Origin of the sequence: Chryseobacterium sp. SSA4.19 (assembly GCF_022601875.1) — a bacterium.
Classification (GTDB): Bacteria; Bacteroidota; Bacteroidia; order Flavobacteriales; family Weeksellaceae; genus Chryseobacterium.
The window spans coordinates 164,317-185,573 of the sequence record NZ_JAKVIP010000003.1 but is presented as its reverse complement, the minus strand read 5'-3'; the positions used below and the strand labels follow the sequence as shown (position 1 = coordinate 185,573).

Sequence of the window (21,257 nt, the reverse complement as noted above, 5' to 3'; positions counted from 1 at the left end):
TAGGTTACATTACGAAATTTTGATGAAATAATGGAAACCAGAGAATAAGGGGGGAAGTGATAAATATCTGTATATTAAAAACAGCTATCCTGGCATTTAATTTAAAAATGCCAGGATAGCCAATACAATTGAAGTATACTTCAATAAAGTAGATTTTAATTTCTATTTTAAATATTATAAAATATAATTCTTAAAAATAAGCTCAGCAGGATTATTCCTTTGAAAATAAATCCGAATGAAGCCGCAAAATTTCTTATCATGCATTCATATCTGTGATATTTTTGTAATACAAGAGTATATTTTTAAGCTCTATTAACGGCAGCTTGCTTTCGCTGAGCGATGAAAATACCGCTATGTCAATCTGGAACCAGGCACCATTGTTTACAGGATTATGCTGGCTATACCAAGTTTTAAGAGCATTGGAAAGACGGCAAACAAACGGATCGGATTCGCTGAAAGATGGCTGACATCCTCCGGAAGGGATCTCAAAGTCTGACGGTATTTCAAATGTAAATGGTGTTGCCAGTAAAACCGGCAATTCTATAGCAGGCAAAAGATTACCGGCTGTGGCTAATAAAGGATAATTCCATGATACGCTTAGTTTTATCAATTGTTCTGCAAGTTCATCATAAGTGAAGAAAGTGCTGAAGAAATTGGCTAATTGCTGTGCGAGCGGCAGATTGACACCTGTTTCGTTATTAATCTTGGCAATATCGAAAGTATCGTCGCTGCTCAGCAACGGAATCAGTTTATTAGAGAATCTCACCAATGGTGTACGGTAAATAAAATCATTCACGGTCGGGTTGTAGGAAACGAGGTCTTCGTTACGGATTACGGATAAACCTGCCCAGGCATACTGGAACTGTAGAACATTCAACGAATCTACATTGACATTACGGGATGGAATATTGAAGGATTCTTCCCATGACAGATAGGTTTTATCCGCCGCCTGATACCAATACGAATTAGGAATAGTCGTACCATTTTTATCGGTGGCATTCACTTTTGTGTAATTATCAATCGTCACGTAAGGTGTTTGCGGCAATTCTGCTTCCAATACATCTTTATTTCCACGGTAAAGCGACAGATCATCGGAAGACATATCAGCTGCCGGCACAATGGTTATGAGCAGACGATTATTGAAATTGGTATCGTCTGTCTGCTGGATAATGAAATCATAAGTGCGCGCAGTACCATTGTCATTAGGATTGTTAAAAAGCAGTCCATTAAACTGGCTCCAGGCAATAGCAAGGTTATTCGTTAAGGTTACCATGGTCTGCAATGCATAGTAGGCATTGGTAAGATTGGGATCACTGCTATCTGACTGAGCGGTAATCAGTTTTAAATAACGGTTGAAATCATCAAGTACCTGCGGCCATACATTCACAAACTGAGCAAGGTCACTGAACAGATCACGGCTAGGAGCTCCGAGCATTCTTGCAGAAAGATTAGGTACCATATTAAACTCAATATCAGAGAATATCTTATCCTGTGCAGCCTGATCTTCGGTGTAGGAGTACATGAAATTCCATTCAGAGGCTTTTGCCAGCCGTGTTTTGGTAGTATCTCCCGATACGGCTACACCTTGGCCTGTCTGGGTAGTCAATGTAGGCGGTGTAGGGTAATTCCGCAATACTACCGGTATATCCACTGTGCCTAAGCTTTGCTGCAAAGAGGCCCCGACCGCTGTGTTGCTGCTTACGTCGGCCGGTATAATAAAGGTAAGCCAGTTGGAACCCTGATAACCTTTAATACCTTCCACCTCACTGATATCGCATTCCACATGTGTTACTACATAAGTCATATCCAGATCCACACTGGTATATTCTTTTGCATTTTTAGTAGTAAAGCTGAAAGTCAAGAAGGAATCGTTATTGGTTGCATCTTTTTCGTTCAGCTGTATCTTCGAGGTAGAAATGCTGTATTCTTTTGCATCACCGTCTGCTTTGTTTTTGATCATTGGTGTTCCATAGAGACGTGGCGGCGTATTGTAGTTGCCGGATGCCGTAAAGTCAGATTCGGCTGTTACTTCAAACTGAACTAAAGCATTTACGGTGTAAGCATTGCCTAATTGGTTGAGCAATTGTTGCTCAAATTTTTCCTTGGCATTGCCGAGACTGGTATTGTCACCTGTTTCATGCGAAACATAAGGCGCTTTAAGTACAGGTTCAACTTCTGAAGCGATGGCTTCGGCGAGTGTCGTTTTAGCGTTAGTGATAGCCTGTAAATAAGTGGTGGCGTCAATACCCTGTGCTGCCAGCCATTCTTTTTCTTCCTCAGCGTTCAATTGATCCACGAGGAAAGCAGGTATCGCATAGTCTGCGCTCAGGAATACATCAATAGCATTAAGAGACTGCGCTCCCCAGGTATCCATATCTATGCCGGTAAACGTCTGTACTTCTCCTTTGCTGCAATCGAGACCCTGGCCCGTTATATATTTACATATAGGTACTCCGCTTTTAGAAACAAGGCTTGTAGCCAATGGTTTAGGTGCATAGAATACGGCATTGAGCAAGCTGTAAGTATAAATGCTGATACGGTATTGGGTAAACTGTGTTTCGGTTAGTTTTTGTTGCAACGCAGCGTCAAACTGATTCCTGCTTTTATACAGGGTGCCTACTAAACTATTGATGGCTGTGGTAACGTCCACCGGTACACCATCTGCTGTCAGTTGGGAAATGGATTCTTCAGTTAACTGATAAGTGCCTGCCTGGTTTACCTGCCAGTAAATACCTTGGCCGGATTTTAAGCCCATCCGTACAACAAATACTGCCTGATTATTGACACCACCTGCCGTTACAGCATTGGTACCAATGGCAATTTTCAGTTCATAGTTTCCAACACTTAAGAAAGCAGCTTCAAATAAGGTTGCAAACTCATTCAGGCTGTATTGCGGATCTGTGCCGTTCTGTGCTATTGTAGACATTGTTTTTGGTTTTACCTGAGTAAGAGCACGGGTTACCAGGTTGCTGTCTTTAAAATCGGTATTAACATATTGCAGATCACGGTAAAAATCGATATTTACAGTGAGTTGCAGGATAGAATGGGTATCGATGTCAGCGACATTAACCGTACTGGTAAGAGGATTCATGACAGGTGCTGTAGCCTCATTGCCCTGGCTGCGTGCTGATAGATAAGTATAAATGTCTTTTACAAACTGCAACATCTGGTTAAATTGTTCACCGGAAAGATCAGTCGTTTTGCCCGGAGTAAGAGATGTGCTGAGGGTAATGGTTAAAGTATTATTACCATCTACCGGATTTAATTGTGTTAATTGATAATAGATGTTGGTATATGTAATCAGGTCATTGGCGGCATTCTGTTTCCAGTCCTGCTGCTGGTCTGCCGGTACATCAGGCAGTTCATTATAACGCTGAATATTAAAGTTAAATTCTAATTTAAGTTCCGGTTGATTATTGGTATCAAGGTCAAATAAATAACTTAATTCCACACTTGGCCATTTACCCAATCCTTTCAACTCGTCTACATAGCCGGTTTGTATCGCCGGATTGTTCACCGGTGTAGAAGGATCCAATTGCGGATCGCTGAATGGAGTTACTGTTACGTTACCATAATAATCTACCCAATCAAAATGCACCTGTACCTGATTGCCGATGCCACGGTACGGATTGTCATCTTCCTGCGGATAATCTTCCGGATAGGTCATAAATGAATTGGGTTTGGCAAATTTGGCAATAGGTACGACCTGGTTGTAATACCATATCAGGTCATCCTGAGCGTCGCTGTTGTCTGTTTTGCCCAGTACATCATCCTGTGTTTGTGGTTTTGCAGGTCCTGCAGGCAAACCAACCACACTTTCTGTAAACCAGCTGTTTTCCACAATCTGATAACTAAGAAGATTGTACATGTTGTTGAGATATACCTCAGCATAATCAGGATCAGAAATTTTAGGCTGATTGTTGGGATCAGGATTTGGATTGGTTCTGTTCAGATCGAAACCTGCGGTGCCTTGTTGAACAGCCGTTACTTTATGCAAAATCTGATCGTTAACAGTAAGAGTGGTCGGAATTACAAAAATGTTTACAACATCTCTCGCAGCCCAGGCCATGGCAGCCATATCTATAAAATAATAAGCTGCTATAGTTTCAAATGTAAGGCCTGCTTTACCTTCCGTACTGATGGTATATTGCACCTGCGGCAATAGTACCAGCTGCCAGAGCGGCAGATTGTTCCAGTTGGTGATGTTCGGGTTGAGCTGTTGTATTGCGGTTGCGTCCACATTATAATAAGCCGCAATAGAGGTCAGCGTATTTCCCGGACCGTTAGCTCCAACTTCGCATACCAATCCATCAAAGGTGATAGTCGGAGCAGGATATTTTGCAGGATCAGTTGCATCTGCCTTGATGTTGAGTGTTACTTTTTTATTCAGATCTACTAGTTCGGCAGGCAATATGTTGAAGCGTGCAGTTATGGTATCAATGGTATCATTCGGTGAACTTACATAGTAGGATAATCCCTTCTGCATTTCACTTTGCGCATAAACTACACAGGAATTAGCGTCAATCTTATCACCGGTCACTGCGCAGTTCATGTAATCGGTAGGCTTGTTATTGTACTGGCTGCTATAGGTAACGAGCAGACGTACATTGGCGTTATCGCCTTTACCAAATATACTGGAAGGGAAGCCTGTATTGCTTTCCATTTCATTATACATAAGGTAATAGCCTCCTGAACGGGTAATGCTGCACTCCCATAACATGCGTATAAAATCATAAATACTGTTCAGCACTCCTGTATTGGGCGTTTCTTCTGTTACTTCCAAGGCCATCATTCTCATGGCTGAAGTATCAGGATTTGTTTCTGTGGAAAGATTAGCCTGAACGATAAAGGTTTTCATGTGTTCCATGCCTACGGACAGCAAACCGTCTGAACCTTCATACAACCACTGTATATCGACAATTTTATCCAGATTGTTGTTGGCAGATTTTGGATCTAATGCTAATAACAATCTTTGCAGAATATTAGCACCTGCTTCGCCTGCGCCTAACAATTCATAGCTGTAGGCATTGACAGGAGCTGTGGAATCGGTATCAAGAAGTTTGAGTTCAATATCTACCATGGTACTCCAGCCGTAATAAGAAGATGGCCAGTAATCCATAATACCTTTGGCTGCATCATATTGACCTATCTGTATGCTGAATGCAGAACCTTCTTCTTTAGGCAATGCCAGCTGGTTGAGCAATCCTGAAGGGAACTGCCAGATAAGTGGCGATATATTACTTTGACCGCCGGGAGAGCCATAAGGTAGATTCAATGCTCCGGACGTTTGCCATTGTATGGTCGTCTGGAAGGTGTATTGTACAGGTTGCAGATTGAAAGGCTGCATAGGTGCAAGCTCCAATACGTCTGGTTTTATACCGTTTGTTTGTGCATAACTAAGCAGGTTACTGATCTGGTTAAGATCATCAGGCGTTAGTTTTATATCTAATATATTACCGCCTTCCTGCATTGATTTTCCGTTAAACTGAAGCCAGCTTAACGAATTATTGATGAGTTGTATAGAGAAATCAGCAGGTATCGTAGCCGGCAACGCAAATTCCTGACCGGTAAGTGCGTACAGGGCGCAATTGTTTCCTGTGCAAGGTGAATTTGCAGAAATCGTAAGCCCCGGCAAATTGGTAGGCAGACGCATGCCATGTAACTGATAACGCGATGCCATACCGGATAGCTGCCCGTAAGAATTGTTATCGGTAAAATATTCTAGAATGCTTCCCACGGTTAAATATTGCAGACCCGGAATATTGGCATTTGTGAATCCTTCGCCATTGTAAAATAAGTTATTTTGCTGCTGGTTGGAATAATTGGTTGCCAATAAGGCTGCTGTTGTATTATATTTTTGCGCCAATGTATCCAGCGTATCTGCGCTTGCCGGATCGGTAAATGCAACAGTTGTGTGTATGAAAGGCTGGATCAATACCTGACCGAGCGGTTGTACTTGCTGTGCCTGTACCTGAGCATTGCCTGCAAGATCCTGCGGTGTAACTGTAGTCCCTGCCAATGCTGAAATAGCTGTTGCCATGCTGGTAAGCGTGTCACCAAGTACGATTACGTATTCAACACTATTATATTCAAAGCTGTTGCCTGCAATGAAAAGGCCGGGAGTTATTTGGTTCTGCATCAGTAAAGCACTTACATCAAGATTGTTATAAATGATCGTGCTGATGCTGTTAAAGGTATCTTCGTTTTTAGCCGTATAAATTGCCGCTCCGATAATCAGCCAGTTACCTGTGGTGAGAACTGCTGTATTCTGGAAATTGCTATCAGCCGCGAGATCACTCAATGTGGTTTTTAAGCCTGTAGCGACTGCATTGATGGTATCTGTAGGCTGTACATTATAGGTATTACCATTATAGGTAAGCGTTTGCGGAGCCAACAAAGCAGGAACGGCTGCGTTCTCTGTAATAAGCATTGAAGCCGTGATGGCATATATAGCAGCTATTGAAGTAAAGGTATCACCGTCCAAAATGTTGTACATTACCCCTGTAATAGCTACCGGATTGTTGCCGTTTAGCGGATGAGTCTGATTAGCCGTAGCAATATCCTGCATATTTACTTTGTTGGCGGATCCATCGACGCTAATGTTGTTGGCCCATATTACCATAGCCGACAAGCTATTACCATTGCTGAGACGATAAGTGAAATTATCCATGGCATCCGAAGCATAGCCTGCCAATTGCTTACCAATAAGAACAAAGTAGTCTTCAAATACAAAGGTCGACATACTCCATTGATGAGGATCGTTCACAGTGGCAAATCGGGCAGCAGAAGCTTTTTCTTCCTGTACTTTTACGGCAAGTTCATTAAACCATTCTTTTACGGCCGACAGGTATTCCTGTGAAGCCATGTTATAATTATTAAACTGAATATCCAATCCTATATCCGGCACTTTTAATTCAAGATCAAAAAACATCGGGAAGATGGCGGCTGCCGCAAGGTCTTCTTGTAAAACCTGTACGTTTAATGCCTGAAAATTGTTTTGCAGGAAGCTCAGCAAATCATTGGTAGGAATAGGGAAAGGATTTTCTTCGCTGGACAGGAATGCAATTAATGCATCGAGATCCGCTTTTGAAATACCTTCGGTTCCTATTTCTGCACGAGAGGATTGCGAAGGGGTATGGTCAATATAGTTCAGTACTAGCCAACGGAAGAAGTCGGCGCACAAATATTCAAAAGAGGTGGTGGTTCCATTACCATTACCGGATGGGTCGGGAGCATCAATGAATAAAGTAGCGACATATTGTGCTGCCTGGTCTTGCAGATTGCCGTTTTCAGGCCCGGCCACGGTTAAATGCGGCACAAAATAAAGGTTCAATGTAGGGAGACTGTCTGAAGCCGTTGTCATCAATACAGAACTGTAATTTATAGGTATGTTTGGCGAACGGCGAATGACCATTACCTCATCAGATGCGATTTGATCTGTTGTCTCAAATGAGTCTATCGTTGCAAAGGCAACAGACCTGGCACCTTCAAGCGGTGTTGCCGTACGGGCAGGAGCGATACGTACTGTCGCTGCCGGTGAAGATATACGTGATGCAGCGTTTGGTGCCGAAAGATTGTTATTCCACGGTGCTTTGGCGGTCTGGTCTGTACCAATGGTAAGATCAAAGCGGATTTTGGCAGTGAAGGTAAAATGAATGGTAATGGAAAAGATTCCTAAATTTAATTTAGCAGAAACTCTTACATCCACCGAAGCTACAATAGCCAGCGGTATTTTGTTATAGGCTTCAAAGGTTGCCTGTGCATACACCATTACGGTAATATTTACACTCGCCGATATGATACCGAAATCTATAGAACCATATAATTTACCGATAATCCCAATGGTTCCTTGCAGATAATAGTAATATGAGGTTTCTACCTGTTCTTTATTGCTTTCCTGCAATGTGCCGCTGTAAGGATAATAAGCTGCTATGACGCCCTCAATGATACCAAACACCGTAATACTGAAGCCTGCGCTGAGTACACCATAATTCACGCTGTATCCTACACCTACCTGCAAGCCGATACCAAATACAATCACCGGGTTAAAGTTTCCATAGTTAGTTTTAGGAACTTTATTGGTGGTAGCACTGCTGAGCTTACCGAAATATATTCCTCCTGAACCCATGGCTGGGATACCGGGAGGAACAATGGCCTGCACGGTAAACGAACGGGAGAAATCCATGTTATAAGGGAAGCCGATATCCACCATAAAATCGCCATTGGTGTAAATTTCAATACCGATGGAAGGTAAAGTGATATTGACGGCACCAAACTGCAGGTAACGCAGTGCATTAGGCAGGGTAAGATCCATTTGATAGACACCAATGGAATCGGAGATCTTTTTATACATGATCTCAAAATCGAGTCCTTCAAAGATTTTAGCTTTACCGCCTGCCATAGCAATACGAAGCCCATACAGGTTAGGATCATTAAATACCACCTGCATATCCAGTGTCCATACAGGTTTGTCTTTGGTTCCTGCATTGAGTACACCGAAATTGGTGGCGATGAGCCAGTTGCTGTCTTCGTTGAATTTAAGCAACTCATTTCCTGAACCGGGACCTATCGGTAAAGTATCTGGTTTTGGTTCGATAAAAGCCTCCTGCATAGCCGTAGTCACATCCTTGATAGAATTATACTGAGCAGGATTTACCAATTCTACGTGCTGGCCCATTGCCAGCAGGCGCAAATCAAAATACTGGGTACCTTGTCCCGGAACCTCCGGCATTTTCTGAATGTCCTGTCCGCCACTTTCAGGTTTAAATAAATTACTTTCGTTAATTGAAGGCACAACGGAATTTCCATCAAATGTAATAAATACCCCTTTCTGATTTTTGGTAAGGTTAATCCCATTGATATTGATGAATATGAGGTCTAATGTTTTAGGTAATTTGTAGGTAACCTTAATATCTTTTGTGTCGAGGTTGTATGTAACGGAGAAACCGTCCAGACTTATTTTGTTGAGTATATCCCAAGGAGCATCGAGTTCAAATGTCGGATTAAACAACATCTTCATAAAAGAAGTAATCAGTCCGCCCAATGTCCAGTTTTTGATGGAGAAAACGATCGTACGGCTTTGTCCGCTTACGTCATACATAGCGGTAAAACCTTCCCAGGTGATGGCCAGCTGCTGATTGTTTTCTGCGAAATTATAGCTGATGTAAACCGTCGCATTAAAATATTCTAAGGTTACACTGCCCAGCACACCGCCGGAATATTTGCCGGCACCACCAGGCGTGGCAGAACTTTCATATTTAATGCGAAGATCGGCCAGTATATTGATCGGCTGGTTAATAATCGGAAAGGTAAATTCCCACTGCAGACCTGTTTTTACCTCATAAGTACTTGATTTATTACCGCTGGGGATGATAGCGGTAGTAGAGAATTGTGTAATATTAAGGGTATCCGGTAAGAAACTTGTGGGAAGGCTGATGGCTTGAAACATCTGCTTCATAAGATCACCCAATCTGATGATCTGCCCAGGTAAGGTTGATACACTGAGGTTCCATAAAGAATCATTATCAGTAGAAGTATAATCTACTTTCACATCCAGATAAAACTGTGCAAGCATAAAGGTTCCTGCAATATTGGCTGCAAATTTTGAAGGTCCTTTGCCATCGGCAGTTGCTGAGCTGCTGATTGTAAAGGTGGTATTTTTAATAGCAATATTGGTAATGATATTCAATTCTATATCTGTGGTGGCTCCTAAACGGTAGGTTTTGTTGGGAACATCCATATAGAGGAAAAAATTGGAAAATGCCACACTGGCTATATCGGTAGGTATCTCTATGGCACCATTTGTGATACCGGAAACCAAATCATTTAGTAATACAGATCCCTCATAATTTCCCCAGAACTGAAGCTGGTTATTGATTTTAATATAAAAAAGTCCCGGTGTACCGTCGGCATTTTTAAATACAGTAGGAAAAAACTCAAACTCACTTTCGAAGTAATACAGTGAGCCATTCAGGCTACTCGGGTTATTAAGTGTCCATACAAAATTAAATTCATTGATGGTAAAATCTGAAAATAGTTGCCAGGTGCCTGTTGAGCCAATGGTAGCATTTAGTCGCTTGATGCTCATGTCTTTCAATGAAAGAGTGGTTGTAAAAACCTTAAATGTAAATACCTGTAAAAACTGCTGTAATGTGGGAGGAATGAATGCCAGATAGTTTTGCCCCGCCATGAGATTGATAAGGTTCATGGCTGTTAACGGTTTATCGGGGGATGAAGTAGTGGCAATAGTAAGCGTATTGTTGTTGTTTGACCATATTGTTGAAAAGTCAAGTTGTATATCAGTACCTGCCGTTAATGACATACCAAAATAGAGATTCGGTGTCTGTTCTATGGCAGGTTCATCATTTTCATTATTATTGTCTGTATTTTCATCGGGTTCTTCTTTGCTAGGGTCTGTGTCACGAAGCTGTTTTACTTCATATTCATCAAAATATTCAGTGGTTCCATCATCTTTTAAAGTTTCTACTACCAATCGCAAAAAAGGACTTCCTACCGTTAGAAAAGAGAGAGGCTGCATTTTCCAGTCAATAATTCCTTTCCAGTCAATATCAGGGAGTAAAATCACTTCATTATCTACCTCATTCAATGTAACGGGACCAAAAAAAGGTATTTTTGTACTGCTGCTCCATCCCGGTGCTAAAAAAGAAATGACAGGCTGCAAATAACTGGTGAGGGTAAGATTAGACGCAAAGTTTTGTCCTTCTTTTAGATATATTTTTTGAGTATTCCACGAATAGTCTGCTGTATCTTCTGTAGTAAATACAAAATAAGGATCTGTATAAGGTAGAGTAGAGAAAGGGTAGCCATTCATGTAAGGAAAGCTGGTGGTGAATTGCCAGTTAATCAGCTTTGTTTGCACCACAAATGAAATTGTAGTATCCGCTTCTGTAAAAACAGCCGTTACGGATGTATTGGCTTCGGTAATAGAAATTTTACTGATACTAATTGTACCGGTAATGGTGAGTGTATTACCTACGGGATCGGGAATGCTTTGTCCACTGGTATTTATTTTAAAATCAGCATTGTTTTCTAAGCAAAAAGAGGCTGTAAGCAAAGCATCCAGATTGTCTTGTGGTAAAAAACCGGCATTTGTCAGGACTGTACTGTCAAGAGTAATATATCCATCTGACGAAGCTGCTTGCGTGCGAAAAATATCGGCTAACGTGGTAAGACTCATAACTGAAATGGTATTAAATGTCAATAATTAAAGCGAGATGGTCACTGGTGCTTCTTATGCGGCGATAGTTGTACCACCCCTGAAACGTGTTTTTAATGCCAATATTGGGAGCAGCCACTCCATTAGGAACAGGCATACAGTAAGCATTATTTAAGTACTGAGGATATGCCAATACTCCTCCTGTACCTGCAGCTACTCCTACAGGTAAAGCAGGCAAACCTATTCCTACATATGGTGAGCCTGCTATTCTGTTGACAATCGTCATATTAGCAGCCGGTCCACCTGCATTATTAGGCGCAGCTGGATATCGGACAAAAATATTATCTATAGCATCATAACGGCCCAATACTTCAGGTTCGGTCATGTATCCAAATGCAGGATATCCATTATCGTCATAAGGAGTTGAATTGTCGGCATGCTTTATATGGGTAATTCGATAGGCTTTATCCGGAAAATTATTAGGCACCTGCTGTAATTGTTGCTGGTAACCCAGTGTTGTAATAGGAGTGTAGGCCACTGTAGGCAGCATTACTCCGCCGTAATTCCAAAGTGGTACATTGAAATCTCCTACAATCACATTGACCTGATTAGGAGCTAACGCCTGGTTCATTTCAAAAATATTGGCAATTTCGGCTGTGCCCGTAGCTGCAGGTCCGGCTTCTCGAAGGCCGGTTATAGGGTTTGTCTGAAACTGATAGGGAGATGCATGGAATGACATTAATCGTATTTCCCGATGTGTAGAGCCATTTACAGCCACAGATGTATCATAAAATGTTGTCAGAAAGGGTCTTCTGTTACCGTCTGCGGGGAAGTTCAATTGAGCATTCAGAGGATTTCCTCCTGTATAGTAATCCCACTGTCCGGCTACCTGATATTCAAATCTGCCAGGATTAATGGCACTGTCATTAGGAATTGTCCGGTTGGGCAATGAGTTATCCGGATCAGCAGGATTGGGAAGATTGCCGGGACCCGGATTGGCATCAGGATTTTGTCTCCAGGTATAAGGCTGGTTATAAAAACGCATTTGGTTGTCGGGAATATCAGCTGCAGAACCTGCCGGTCCGTAGCCTCCGGGCCATCTCCAGGGACCGGTAAATATTAGATAGGCTGAATTATAAAAAACGGCAATGCCTTCTGCCCGGCCATGGGTACCGGATACAAGAGGCGGTACCAGATACCAGTTATTATTACCGGTTCGCTGTCTTATCTCCATCATTAAATCGTAACTTGATCTTTCATCGATGACTTCTCCTTCCGGCAGACCATCCGTACCTGTTGTTACTTCTACAATAACCAGTATATCAGGCAAGTTTTGTATGATATTATCACATAAACAATCTAATCTGGTTGAAGCCGCATCAATATCCGACATGCCCCCCTGATTCAGTTTACGGCGCTTCGCCTTACGATATTGAGCGCAAAAAAAACGTTCATTTCCAAAATTATTAATGTTCCAATACATTATCCTTGTCATGGCAGTTTTGTTTTTAATTCTACAGTAATTATATATCTTTATTGTAAGCGGCATACCAGCCCAAACTCTTAGCCGTAGCTCCAGGATTTGGATTGCCGAATAACAGAAAATTGGTATTGCCACCTGGTGGCAGTTTTAAAATGCCTAGTAGCTTAAGGGCTATATTGGACAATGTGAGCAGATAGGAGTTCTGATCTACAACATATTGCAGGCTTAATTTATCTATAGCTAATTTCAGTACACCCTGCAGGCTCAATAGTTTGGCATTACTTGACGTACCTGGTAATTTAATGCCTATAAAAGCATTATATCCGGGATCTGCAGTTTTAGATCCGGGACTCCACGCTGCCAAGAGACTGGCATTGAAACCAAGATTGCTGGCCAATTCACCGGGAGAACCTAGGTTAAGTGTCATCTGTAGCCCATACCAGTTATCTGAAAGCCCATTAGTATTTACGTCTGGTAAACTAAGTGATAAATAACCCTGGGTAGAAGGCGGCGAATCATCATTTCCACTAAGTAATTTATTGATTTGCAGTGCAAAATTTGGGTATAGGCTATTTTCTCTTGCATTGCTCTGTGAAGAGTTGAATGCTATCTGGCTTGCATCAAAAGAATAGCTAGTAGCTGTCGGTGTGTTGAGATTAAATGCCATATTCACATATAAATTGCTGTAATTCAATCCAAACTGTAATAAATCTTCTGATCCTGTCGGTAAGCCGAACGAGAATGCATCCATTGGGTAAGAGGGATCTTCTTGGGTTGCAGAAGGAGTAATCATTTTACCAAAATTCAGAAAGCCCCACATCGTAAATCTTGATTGTATATCTAATGCTGAAGGATCAGTCGTCAACGTATTAAACTGTATCTTGGTGATCTCTACATTGGTCAGGAGATTGCTGTCAAAAAAGAAAAGATTATCGTCTTTATTGTCGAAAACATAAACCGGTGTGCCGTTATGATCCTGGTAAGTACCATTCAATACTACCGTATTTAAACCGCCTGAACCGTAAGGATTATTTGTTCCGGTCACTTTATCGGAAAACAGGTTGTTCATAGTCAGCTGAATCTTGCTGGCAAAATCCTTGATAGCTGTATTTTCAAACAATACCTGAAGGAAAAGTACTTTAAAATCATAAGTAGCTCCTGCCGCAGGCTGTACCGGCTTATTGGGATTTAAGCCCTGTGAGATTTGCTGAGCATAAGCAGGATCAACATAGTTGATCAATCCAAATAAAGAACTGACCGGATCCATGGTTACCACATCACTGGCATCTACCCGATTCAACTCTATGCCGAAATGATGGGCGTAGAAATTTTTAAGATTAATACCGCTGATCAAACCTTTTAATTGCTGAGGAAATTCCTGTAAATCGATCGTTGCTTTCAGAGCCAGAATACCATTCCAATTGGGATCATTGATGATGGAGTGAAACTTCTGATAATATTCCAGCTGCCCGGATGCGGGATCTGTCAGTGCTGTATTGTACGCGTCTTCAGCCGCTTGTAAATAATCCTGCAGCCACGATGAAACTGCAACCAGTTGGTTGTAGGCAGTGCCCGGATCAGTGTTTTCTTTATCAATATTAAATGCATTGGCCTGTGTCCATTCTTTCGGATTTTTTACCCTGTCGATGATGGTACCTTTACAAAATTTGAAGATCAGAACATTATTGTAGTCGGCATAAGTGTTACTTGTTCCTACATTCAGATCGAACGGCCAGTCTTCGATGGACATTTTATTGTTGAACACAGATTCACTGCTGGCACCACCGCCAGGTGTATTCATCGTTGAAAATAAATTGCCGAGATATTGATTATTGGTTACCACCAGAAATTGCTGATTGGTGAGAAAAGCACTTTGCATTTGCGGCATCAGATTAATAAAGCTGAGCTGGTATTGCGGAGGTGTTGCCGGGATTTGGCCTTCCGGGTTAAGATATTCAGGCAAGCCATTGTTTACAGTATTTTGCGCCAGGTTCAATAGGCTCCAGCTCCCATTATTATTCACATTCGCTACCATACCCTGCGGTGTTGCAGAGGCTGTGTATTCTATAGCTCCTGTTTCTGTCATGGCTCTCTTTGCCTGACTTTTACTAGCACGTGGCGTAGTGAAAGCCGCTGAAATCAATGTTTTTCTTTCAGCACTCAATACCTTGGATTCAAAAGTATCAATACCTTCGGCACTGGGCGGTGGTACGGGATTTACGCCAAGATAAGGCGCCATAGGTACTGCAAAACCGTTGGTTTGCGGCATATCTACTGAAGGTTCATAAAAACCCAGAAATTCTGTAATGTTATTGCCGGGCGATGCTACACCATGATTTTTGGCAAATAAAGAAGCACCCTGTGGTTGTGAAGCATATTGTACATTGCCCGGGTTGGCGGTTACGATGTTGGCCCAGGATGTAAGATAAGTGCTTTCAAGTATAGGATTATCCGTGCCTGGATCGGCCAGGGAAACTTCCTGTCCGGGAAAATTGGCAGCGAAGGCAGCCTGTTTTGATGTAAATCGCAGGGTATCGCCGGTAATGGTTCCTCCATTATTTTTATAGGGGGAAAATGTAATTATTTCTGTACCGGAAAGCCCCGGAAGTAAACTGTATTGTCCGTTTTCATCGGCAAAGGCAGCCTGTGAGGCACCGGGATCCAGATAAAAATCACCCTCGGGCGAAAGGTAGTATGGCTGGGTTTCTGCAGCATCCTGCGGCGATATGACAAAGCGTGCACTATTGTCTTCCGGAAATAAATTGTTCACCGGTGCTCCTGAATCCACCATATTTACGAAAGGCCATAAGGTAATAGGATAGCCGGTATTAATGGCATAATAACTAGGCAGGGAAGCTGATCTTGTCTGGCTTGTAATCACATTGTAGATCTTACCGGTGATGGCGAAATAAGTATTCAGCCCTTCAGCATTTGCTATATCAAGAAGATCGATTTCAGCCTGGGTAAGAAGAAAATCATTGGTATTGCCTGTTTGCAGTAAAGGATAGGCAAAATAAGAAGGTGCCGTGCTGTCGCCGTAATAATAATTATTTTGCAAACCATATCCTTTGAAATCAAGGTTCATATTCAGACCCAGTGAAAAACGAAAAGACCCAGTACCCGGGCCGCTGAAAGGAATCGTAATGTCGCTGGAGAATATAGAATTGGTACCAAAAGATTTATTGGTGAAGCTCATGTTGGGATTTCCCGGAGTCCATGTCAGCCGTAAGGCATTTGGAGAAACATCGGGCTGAAGCGTCATTATGGTATTGTTCTGAATAGTGAGCGTACCGAATCCATTACCAATCGTGACGTTAAAAGACTGTCCTACCACAAAAGGTTTACCAGTGGTATATTGTACAAAATTGAGAACAGTTGTATTCTGGGAAGAAGGAGTATTATCCGGATTGTTTAGCCATGCTGGTGTGAGGTTGGCATATCCACTTTGCCGAAACTCGAGCAGGTAAGGTCGGTAACTGTCGATAAACGCGTTTACATCCGCGGGAGCTTTTGAAGCAAACAGGAAATAAACCTGCTGTTGTACCGCAACCTGCAGAGTGATGCCCGAGTTGCTGTAAGAAGATCCTTCAGGAAGCAGTAAAGCAGTCCAATGTTGCCCTGTCTGATTATAGATGTACAATGCAGGATTTCCGGAATTTTCATTGCTGAATATGATTTCTGTTTCGGATTGTGCCATAAGAATAATTATTTTATCGAAATGGAATAATATGAATTCTTAACCAGGGCAGAATAGCATGACTACAATCAAAACATTCAACAGCGACAGATTTAATACTGTAATTGTTTTTCCGGCAAAGTTGCCTACAGCAATTGCCTGTTGACCTGGTTTTAGATAATGCGTACCATTAAATGGTACCGCGTCGTCTAGCTGGAGAGTACTCGCATCAGGTGCGCCGGTGAGTACAATTGTAGCGATATTGGCCTGACTGGTATTGGTGACCGAGCAGATACAATCACTTCCGTTGTTGGTTTGTTTTTGTGCAAATTCAAAACGGTGAAGCCAAACAGTGTCTGCTTTAGACCTGATCATACCCTGAGCCATTGCCAGGGTATGACCAAGAATAAATAATAAAAGGATCTGAAAGCGTAGTTTCCGGCTACGACTGGCTGGTCTGGCACTGAATAGCTGCCTCAGCGTCATTTTGAGCATTGGTAATATTGGTGATGGTAACTGTTGAACCTCCAAAATCACCAAACGCAGTAACTACGATGTCTGGAGAATTAGGTTTTAAAGAGTAGATCCCATCAAACGGTGATGTTGATTGTCCTGCATTATCTACAGAAATACCGCTTCCAGGTGCTCCTGAAATAGCGAATTTTAATACATTGCTTCTGCTTGAGTTAGCAATTGTGATGGTGGAGTTTGTACCATTTGCTGTATTCCAGGTACAAAATTGTCCTGATTTAATACTTGCACTTCCACTTTGATTGATTACTGGGTTTTGTGATGCCATAATTATTAGTTTTAGGGTTAAAAAAAATTATTTAAAAAAAATTAATTGTATTTCAGATATGTTCAATGATATGTCAAAGTTTATTTATATCCAATCAGCTTTTCAAAATTGCCGTTACTGATAAAATAGAAACCTTATTAAAGAACAATTCAAAGTAAAGAAAATAAAATAATACACTATTAAGTGAAAATACTTAAATTTTAAATTCCGTGTTTATACTTAATTGATTATCAGTTAAGAAGTGAATTTAAAATCGGTTGCATATCAGTGATTTCCGGAATATAAGATTGATATTCCTCTTTATGTAAACATACAGCTTATATGCTATAACTGAAACCGGACAAAACCGGACAAAACCGGACAAAACGACAAATGCCGACAAGAATCATGGTTATCCGTAAGTAACATCATCATCTAATTAAAAGGTGCAGCTATCCTATCGTTACACCATATTCAGAGGCAGGGAAAAAATAAAATCAGAACCTACGCCAACTTCACTCTCTAATGAAATTGTGCCTTTATGGTGGCTGATAATTTCCGAGCACAGATAAAGTCCGATCCCAAAACCTGAAATCGAATGCATGTCTTCGCCCTCCACTCTGTAATAGCGGTCAAAAATATGCACGGCATCCTCCGGCTTAATCCCTTTGCCCTGATCTTTAACACTGATGTAGGCAAACTCATTATCGGAAGTGCATGAAACACGGATAGTAGTGCCCGGAGAGGAATATTTAACGGCATTGCTGATCAGATTATGAATGACCTGCCCAATTTTATCCCGATCAGCATTGATCTTTACGGATTCAATAGGAGAGAAGACGATTACATGGCTGTTGATCGTAGCTATACATTCTTCTTCCGCCTCTTTTAATACCGGAGCCAGGTCAAAGAACTGCCTGTTGATATGTATTTTTCCCGACTCAAGCCTTGAAATATCCAAAAACCCATTAATCATGGAAGTCATTTTGTTGATCTGTGTATTAGCCTTTTCCAAGATGTTAGAAAAAGATTCATCTTGTGTTTTTGAAAATTTAAGCTGCATCAGCTGAATGTAACCTTTTATTGAGGTGAGCGGTGTTTTCAGTTCATGACTTACCATTCCGATAAAATCATTTTTCCGGATTTCATCCAACTTTTTTTCAGTGATCTCATGGATGACGCCTGTAAAATATTTTTTGCCGTCTTTTTGCTGTACCTCGCCTATGGTACGTACCCATCGAAGCTTTTCATCATGGAAGCCGATAATCGGGTATTCCATATCAAAGCGGGCACCTTCGGAAAAGGCACGTTCCACATTAGCCGCTACCGATGTACGAAAGTCAGGATGGATCTGGTTGGCTGCAGCCTCATATGACATGAATTCGTCAGGATAAAATCCGTAAAACTCTTTAAGTTTTTGGGAAGCGGTAAAACTGCCGTTGCCTTTACTCATTTGGAAGGTACCTAAACCTGCCGCATCTACTGCCATTCTTAAACTTTCTTCCGCACGTTTAATCTCTGCACTGGCAATATATTGGTCAGTAATGTCCATGACGATGCCCGTAAAGGCGGAAAAAGTACCGGAAGGGTCTGCTTTAAGATTGCCAATGGCACGCAGCCAGCGGAGACGCTTATCATGGAAACCGATAACAGGATAGGTCACGTCATAATCACCGTTGTTATTAATGGCATTTTCCAGTTTTTCAGTGACAAAAGGCCGGTATTCATCCGTTATCTGTGCAAGGGCCTGTTTAATTGATAATGTTTCATATTCGTAATACCCGAACAATTCTTTTGAACGGGCATCGGTAATGAACTCCCTGGTGATGGAATGCACAAACCAGGTGCCGAAATTCGCAGCATTAACAGCCAACTGGAAAGCAACCTGTCCTTCTTCAATTTTTTCATGGGCTCTGACTAATTCATCATTTACTTTGGCTATTTCTTCAAGGGTAAGTTCAAGCTCCCGATTAGTATTGGACAGTTCTTTATTAAGTTCCTGGAGGGCTTCCGAACTCGTCTTCAGACTTTCTTCCCATCTTTTCCTTTCTGTTACATCCCTTGTGGCCCCGGCAATAGCTTCAACTTCTCCATATTCATTGAAAACCGGGGTGAAAATATAATCATATATCCTGCTTCCCAGAACTGCATGGGGAAATGATACTTCTCCACGTATAGGAAGTTTGTTTTCTTTTATCTCGTCAATTTCTCTCTCATGCATTTCTGCATGCCAGGGCTCATATCCTATTTCCAGAAGCCCTTTTCCGATTGAGTCCTCCCATGTTCTGCCCCACATGTTAAGCAAAGCCTGGTTGGCATAAGTAAAACGGTAGTTGAGATCAAATACATACAAAAGGTCCGGTGTTGATGAAGTAACGGTTTCATACAGCCTTTTTTGCTGATCAGTTTCAGCTTTGGCTTTTAATAACGCTTCTTCGTCCTCTTTGCGCTGGCTAATATCCTGTGCTATTCCGAACCACTCTACAATATTCCCGTGATCATACAGAATAGGTATTGCTTTGGAGGAAGTCCAGCCCGGTGTTCCGTCAGCCCGTAAAACACGGTGTTCCATGAAAAATATTTTTTTCTCACGGATGCATTCTTCTATCTTGTCATTAACTATATCCATATCATCAGGATATATATTATCGGATCTCCAATTTGTGGTAGGAGCATCGGCATCTTTCAGGAAGCCTCTGCCGTCAAGCTCCCGCATCTCCTGCCAGTCAGGGCTTAATGAGTAAACCACATCAGAAGTGGCTTCAATTAAAGCTTTCAGACGAGCTTCTGTTTCAGCAACACTTCGTTTTTCAGAAATATATTTATCGGATGAGTTTTTCATAAATTGCTGCTGGAATTATATTGGATAACAAACAAATTAAAGTTTTAGCCGTTTACAAATAGAGATTACCAGATCTTTCGTACGGCCAAAATAATTCAGTACTTTAATTTTCTCACTGAAAAGGTACAACAAAGTCAATCATCACAGGCAAATTCACGGACTTTTTTTTAATTCGCTATGAAATCTCTCATGTAATGAATTGTATTCTAAATTAATGAAAATTAAAAATGTTGATGTTTGTTAATTGGATTTAATATATATATCGGTATCTCTTCGATTGCTGTATTTTACTTTTTTTCCGTTAACAATATTGATGTTTTTGAAATAAAAAACCTTTCCTGTAAATAATTAATACTACTTTTCCTATTGAAAAATACGATACTATTTTCCTGTTTAGAGATTGGAATTAATGGTATGTTTAATAAATGAATGATTCATATAATTGTAATACATTGTACACAGAATCCAGCTCCAGGAAACTTCATAGAGTAGGGAATCTTTTATAAGATAAGACGGAATGAATTTTAAGAATAAATAATTCCTGTAATAAAATGGAAATTTTTAAAAATCAACGGAGAAGTGACCAGATGGCTACGCCGATTCCGGCATAGACTGTTATGGTAATAATATCAGCGATAGGCTGTGAAAAGCGTTTTTCCGCAATTTTCTCACTATTGATCTGGTTCTTGTGGAATTTCAGGATTTTTTCAGGCTGCCGGACCGGATGTGCCACCAGGCTGTCATTTTCCCACCGGTCAATGATTATTTTATAAGATTTGCCGTCAACGTCGATTTTAACATTTTTATTGGGGACAAGCTGTTCTTTTATATCAATTTGAACAGGTGGTTGTGGCCCATTGAGGTTTTGGGAGGCAGAGGCTGAACTTTTTATTGGGGCAGAAGCGGCATTAACAGCATCCGTATTCTTTTTAGATGCCTGCTGGTCTCCGACAGCCGGATCTGCCTTTTTTTTCACCTGATACGTATAGCAGCTGTTAAGGGAAAATAATATAATGGTAATGATGAGATAAAAACTTTTTTGCATAGCCCAAATGTAAGAATTAAACGGAATATCTGGTGTTTTCTTTTGAAAGATGCCTTTTTTTGCCTTTATACCCTTTATTCAGCGAGCATCTTTACCCGTGAAAATATCCATATTCTCTAAAAAAACGATATTATCCACTGAATCATAGTTCACAATTATCTTTAAATTTACTCTGGCTTATTTCAACTGCGATTAAGAATCAATTAAATGATTATGTATAGGCTCTTATTATCCCTTATCTATTTTTCAGGCTATAT

7 protein-coding genes are annotated in these 21,257 nt (G+C 41.2%); all 7 read right to left on the bottom strand.

Going from position 1 to position 21,257, the window contains the following annotated elements; all coding sequences use genetic code 11:
* Positions 1-256: 256 nt before the first annotated feature.
* Positions 257-11,197, bottom strand: a complete 10,941-nt coding sequence (locus MKJ01_RS03170; RefSeq protein WP_241611508.1) for a LysM domain-containing protein — start codon at positions 11,195-11,197, stop codon at positions 257-259.
* A gap of 13 nt (positions 11,198-11,210) precedes the next feature.
* The gene (locus tag MKJ01_RS03165) at positions 11,211-12,506 is read right to left on the bottom strand and encodes a hypothetical protein (RefSeq protein WP_241611509.1); all 1,296 of its coding nucleotides are present in this window, start codon (positions 12,504-12,506) and stop codon (positions 11,211-11,213) included.
* 193 nt (positions 12,507-12,699) lie between these two features.
* On the bottom strand, positions 12,700-16,356 hold the full coding sequence (locus MKJ01_RS03160) for a hypothetical protein (RefSeq protein ID WP_241611510.1): 3,657 nt from the start codon (positions 16,354-16,356) through the stop codon (positions 12,700-12,702).
* Between the two features lie 39 nt (positions 16,357-16,395).
* Entirely contained in the window at positions 16,396-16,722 is a 327-nt protein-coding gene (locus tag MKJ01_RS03155; RefSeq protein ID WP_241611511.1) for a hypothetical protein, read from the bottom strand.
* A gap of 55 nt (positions 16,723-16,777) precedes the next feature.
* Complete coding sequence (locus tag MKJ01_RS03150) at positions 16,778-17,134, bottom strand: hypothetical protein (protein ID WP_241611512.1); 357 nt, start codon at positions 17,132-17,134, stop codon at positions 16,778-16,780.
* A gap of 442 nt (positions 17,135-17,576) precedes the next feature.
* Positions 17,577-19,955, bottom strand: a complete 2,379-nt coding sequence (locus MKJ01_RS03145) for a PAS domain-containing sensor histidine kinase (RefSeq protein WP_241611513.1) — start codon at positions 19,953-19,955, stop codon at positions 17,577-17,579.
* A gap of 568 nt (positions 19,956-20,523) precedes the next feature.
* Positions 20,524-21,000, bottom strand: coding sequence for a hypothetical protein (locus MKJ01_RS03140; RefSeq protein ID WP_241611514.1), 477 nt, complete (start codon positions 20,998-21,000; stop codon positions 20,524-20,526).
* Positions 21,001-21,257: the final 257 nt, after the last annotated feature.